A 3822-nucleotide genomic window follows, 5' to 3' on the forward strand; every position below is an offset into this window, starting at 1 on the left:
GGCGCAGCGCGTTGCCCAGGGTGTGGCCAAAACCACGCTCGAGAGGCTCGAGAGTGATCTTGGCGCGGGTTGGACTGACAACCTGCACATCAATGTGGCGGGGTGTCAGGAACTCATTTACCGAAATCTGCATGGATGCACCTATTTTCTAGCCCTTACTTGGAGTAGAGCTCGACAATCAGGCTTTCGTTGATGTCGGCGGACAGATCACTGCGAGCAGGAACGTTCTTGAAAACGCCCGACTTCTTCTCAGTGTCTACTTCTACCCATTCTACGCGGCCACGTTGGGCACACAGATCGAGAGCTTGGACAATGCGAAGTTGGTTTTTTGCTTTCTCGCGAACTGCGACCACGTCACCAGCACGAACCTGATACGACGGAACGTTTACGGTCTGACCGTTAACGCTGATCGACTTGTGCGATACCAGCTGACGGGATTCGGCACGAGTCGAACCAAAGCCCATACGGTATACAACGTTGTCCAGACGGCATTCGAGCAGTTGCAGCAGGTTTTCACCGGTTGCACCTTTCTTGCCAGCAGCTTCTTTGTAGTAGCCGCTGAACTGACGCTCGAGAACGCCGTATATACGACGAACCTTCTGCTTTTCACGCAGTTGGGTGCCGTAGTCGGACTGGCGACCGCGGCGTTGGCCGTGGATACCAGGTGCTGCTTCAATGTTGCACTTCGATTCGATCGCGCGCACGCCGCTCTTCAGGAAGAGATCGGTGCCTTCGCGACGAGCGAGTTTGCATTTTGGACCAATGTAACGAGCCATTCTTTACAATCTCCTGGATTACACGCGGCGCTTCTTCGGCGGACGGCACCCGTTGTGCGGGATTGGCGTCACGTCGGTGATGCTGGCGATCTTGTAGCCACAGCCGTTCAAAGCGCGGACTGCGGATTCACGACCTGGACCTGGACCCTTGACGTTAACGTCGAGGTTTTTCAGGCCGTATTCCAGCGCAGCTTGACCAGCACGCTCAGCAGCTACTTGAGCAGCGAACGGGGTGGACTTGCGGGAACCGCGGAAACCCGAACCACCGGAGGTAGCCCAGGAAAGAGCGTTACCTTGACGGTCGGTAATGGTCACGATGGTGTTGTTAAAAGAAGCATGGATGTGGGCGATGCCATCAACCACTGTCTTTTTAACTTTTTTACGAGGACGAGCAGCAGGTTTTGCCATGATTAAATTCCTGTCGATTCGCTGGGGCGATTACTTGCGGATCGGCTTACGCGGACCTTTACGGGTACGCGCGTTGGTCTTGGTACGCTGACCGCGTACTGGAAGACCGCGACGATGACGCAGACCGCGATAGCAACCGAGGTCCATCAAGCGCTTGATTTTCATGTTGATTTCGCGACGCAGGTCACCTTCAGTGGTGAACTTCGCCACTTCGCCACGCAGCTGTTCAATTTGCTCGTCGCTCAGATCTTTGATCTTTGCTGCTGGGTTTACCCCAGTGTCTGCACAGATTTTCTGCGCAGTAGTGCGACCGACACCATAGATGTAGGTCAGCGAGATAACAGTATGCTTGTTATCTGGAATGTTAACGCCTGCAATACGGGCCATTCAGTGGGACTCCAATTGACAGCTACCTACGCCCCGGAAGCCAAGAAATAGGGCGCGAGATAATATCGCTGTAATAACAAATAATCAACCCGGCAGCGCACTAGCTGCCGGGCTTGAAGCACAATCACACTCAGCCTTGGCGCTGTTTGTGACGCGGTTCCGCGCTGCAAATTACTCGAACAACACCTTCGCGGCGAATAATCTTGCAGTTACGGCACAGCTTTTTCACCGATGCACGAACTTTCATCACCAACTCCTCGAACCTTATGGGTACTCAGCGCAACATGCCGCTGCCGTAACCCTTCAGGTTGGCTTTCTTCATCAGGGATTCGTACTGGTGCGAAACGAGGTGCGATTGTACTTGGGACATGAAGTCCATCACAACCACGACCACGATCAGCAACGAGGTCCCGCCAAGGTAGAACGGAACGTTTGCTGCAACCACCAGGAACTGGGGCAACAGGCACACGGCCGTCATGTAAAGAGCACCGAACATGGTCAAGCGAGTCAGAACGCCATCAATATAGCGCGCAGACTGCTCACCTGGACGGATGCCCGGAATAAAGGCACCGGACTTCTTCAGGTTTTCCGCTACGTCTTTCGGATTGAACATCAACGCCGTATAGAAGAAGCAGAAGAAAATAATCCCTGCACTAAACAGCAGAATATTCAACGGCTGACCAGGAGCGATCGACTGCGAGATGTCCTGCAACCAGCCCATACCTTCAGACTGACCAAACCAGGCACCCAACGAAGCCGGGAACAGCAGAATGCTGCTCGCGAAAATAGCCGGAATAACACCGGCCATGTTCACCTTCAGCGGCAAGTGGCTTGTCTGCGCAGCAAAAACCTTGCGGCCCTGCTGACGCTTGGCGTAGTGAACAGCGATACGACGCTGACCACGCTCAATGAACACCACGAAACCGATAATCGCTACTGCCAGCAAACCGATGGCAACCAGGGCGAAGATATTGATATCACCCTGACGCGCAGACTCGAAAGACTGCCCGATTGCTCTCGGAAGACCGGCGACGATACCCGAAAAAATCAACATCGAGATACCGTTGCCTACACCACGCTCAGTAATCTGCTCACCCAGCCACATCATGAACATCGCACCAGCCACAAAAGTGGATACCGCGACGAAATGGAAGCCAAAGTCACCAGTGAACGCAACGCCCTGCCCCGCCAGGCCAATGGACATGCCAATAGCCTGAACGAGAGCGAGGACGACGGTGCCGTAGCGGGTGTACTGGCTGATCTTGCGACGGCCAGCTTCACCTTCCTTCTTCAACTGCTCCAGCTGCGGGCTGACGGCGGTCATCAGTTGCATGATGATCGATGCCGAAATGTACGGCATGATCCCCAGTGCAAAGATGCTCATCCGTTCCAGCGCGCCGCCGGAGAACATGTTGAACAAGCTAAGAATGGTCCCCTCATTCTGTCGAAACAGGTCTGCGAGTCGGTCCGGGTTGATACCTGGAACCGGGATGTGTGCGCCTATTCGGTAGACGATAATCGCCAGGAACAGAAAACGCAGACGAGCCCAGAGTTCAGACATACCGCCTTTGCCGAGCGCAGAGAGAGCACCTTGCTTAGCCATTTATTCCTCGAACTTGCCGCCAGCTGCTTCGATAGCCGCACGCGCACCTTTGGTGGCGCCGATTCCCTTGCCGATAGTGACAGCGCGAGTCACTTCACCGGACAGCATGATCTTCACACGCTGTACGTTGACGTTGATCACGTTGGCATCTTTCAGGGACTGCACGGTGACGATGTCGCCTTCCACTTTGGCCAGCTCGGACAGACGCACTTCTGCGCGGTCCATGGCTTTCAGGGAAACGAAACCGAACTTCGGCAGGCGACGATGCAGCGGCTGTTGACCGCCTTCAAAGCCTGGAGCAATGGTGCCACCGGAGCGGGAGGTTTGACCCTTGTGACCACGGCCACCAGTCTTACCCAAACCACTACCGATACCACGGCCCGGACGATGCTTTTCGCGACGGGAACCCGGCGCTGGACTCAGATCATTGAGTTTCATCGATTAACCCTCGACACGCAGCATGTAGTAAGCCTTGTTGATCATCCCGCGATTCTCGGGAGTATCCTGGACTTCTACAGTGTGACCGATGCGACGCAGACCCAGACCCTTAACGCACAGTTTGTGGTTAGGGATGCGGCCGGTCATGCTTTTGATCAGCGTAACTTTAACGGTAGCCATGATCAGAAGATCTCCTTGACAGTCAGGCCA

7 protein-coding genes and 1 pseudogene are annotated in these 3822 nt (G+C 54.7%); all 8 read right to left on the reverse strand.

Annotated elements, in window-relative coordinates; translation table 11 throughout:
- A pseudogene (locus tag HT737_RS12140) lies at positions 1–133 on the reverse strand (DNA-directed RNA polymerase subunit alpha); the annotation flags it as partial.
- 22 nt (positions 134–155) lie between these two features.
- Positions 156–776, reverse strand: a complete 621-nt coding sequence (gene rpsD / locus HT737_RS12145) for a 30S ribosomal protein S4 (RefSeq protein WP_003176404.1) — start codon at positions 774–776, stop codon at positions 156–158.
- An 18-nt stretch (positions 777–794) separates the two neighbouring features.
- Positions 795–1184, reverse strand: a complete 390-nt coding sequence (gene rpsK, locus HT737_RS12150) for a 30S ribosomal protein S11 (protein WP_002555466.1) — start codon at positions 1182–1184, stop codon at positions 795–797.
- A 30-nt stretch (positions 1185–1214) separates the two neighbouring features.
- Positions 1215–1571, reverse strand: a complete 357-nt coding sequence (gene rpsM, locus HT737_RS12155; protein ID WP_008374135.1) for a 30S ribosomal protein S13 — start codon at positions 1569–1571, stop codon at positions 1215–1217.
- 130 nt (positions 1572–1701) lie between these two features.
- The gene (gene rpmJ, locus HT737_RS12160; RefSeq protein WP_002555468.1) at positions 1702–1818 is read right to left on the reverse strand and encodes a 50S ribosomal protein L36; all 117 of its coding nucleotides are present in this window, start codon (positions 1816–1818) and stop codon (positions 1702–1704) included.
- A gap of 27 nt (positions 1819–1845) precedes the next feature.
- Positions 1846–3174 carry a preprotein translocase subunit SecY gene (gene secY, locus HT737_RS12165; protein ID WP_003228718.1) on the reverse strand — a complete coding sequence of 443 codons (1329 nt, stop codon included), beginning with the start codon at positions 3172–3174 and terminating at the stop codon, positions 1846–1848.
- Entirely contained in the window at positions 3175–3612 is a 438-nt protein-coding gene (rplO, locus tag HT737_RS12170) for a 50S ribosomal protein L15 (RefSeq protein ID WP_003228720.1), read from the reverse strand.
- 3 nt (positions 3613–3615) lie between these two features.
- The gene (gene rpmD / locus HT737_RS12175) at positions 3616–3792 is read right to left on the reverse strand and encodes a 50S ribosomal protein L30 (RefSeq protein WP_003176408.1); all 177 of its coding nucleotides are present in this window, start codon (positions 3790–3792) and stop codon (positions 3616–3618) included.
- Positions 3793–3822 lie beyond the last annotated feature (30 nt).

This window comes from Pseudomonas sp. MD195_PC81_125 (genome assembly GCF_014060985.1).
Taxonomy (GTDB): Bacteria; Pseudomonadota; Gammaproteobacteria; order Pseudomonadales; family Pseudomonadaceae; genus Aquipseudomonas; species Aquipseudomonas parakoreensis.

Excerpts from the sequence above, each read along its gene's own strand:
- rpsD (WP_003176404.1), bottom strand. The coding sequence starts at position 776 with ATGGCTCGTTACATTGGTCCAAAATGCAAACTCGCTCGTCGCGAAGGC.
- rpmD (WP_003176408.1), bottom strand. The coding sequence starts at position 3,792 with ATGGCTACCGTTAAAGTTACGCTGATCAAAAGCATGACCGGCCGCATC.
- rpmJ (WP_002555468.1), bottom strand. The coding sequence starts at position 1,818 with ATGAAAGTTCGTGCATCGGTGAAAAAGCTGTGCCGTAACTGCAAGATT.
- rpsK (WP_002555466.1), bottom strand. The coding sequence starts at position 1,184 with ATGGCAAAACCTGCTGCTCGTCCTCGTAAAAAAGTTAAAAAGACAGTG.
- rplO (WP_003228720.1), bottom strand. The coding sequence starts at position 3,612 with ATGAAACTCAATGATCTGAGTCCAGCGCCGGGTTCCCGTCGCGAAAAG.
- rpsM (WP_008374135.1), bottom strand. The coding sequence starts at position 1,571 with ATGGCCCGTATTGCAGGCGTTAACATTCCAGATAACAAGCATACTGTT.
- secY (WP_003228718.1), bottom strand. The coding sequence starts at position 3,174 with ATGGCTAAGCAAGGTGCTCTCTCTGCGCTCGGCAAAGGCGGTATGTCT.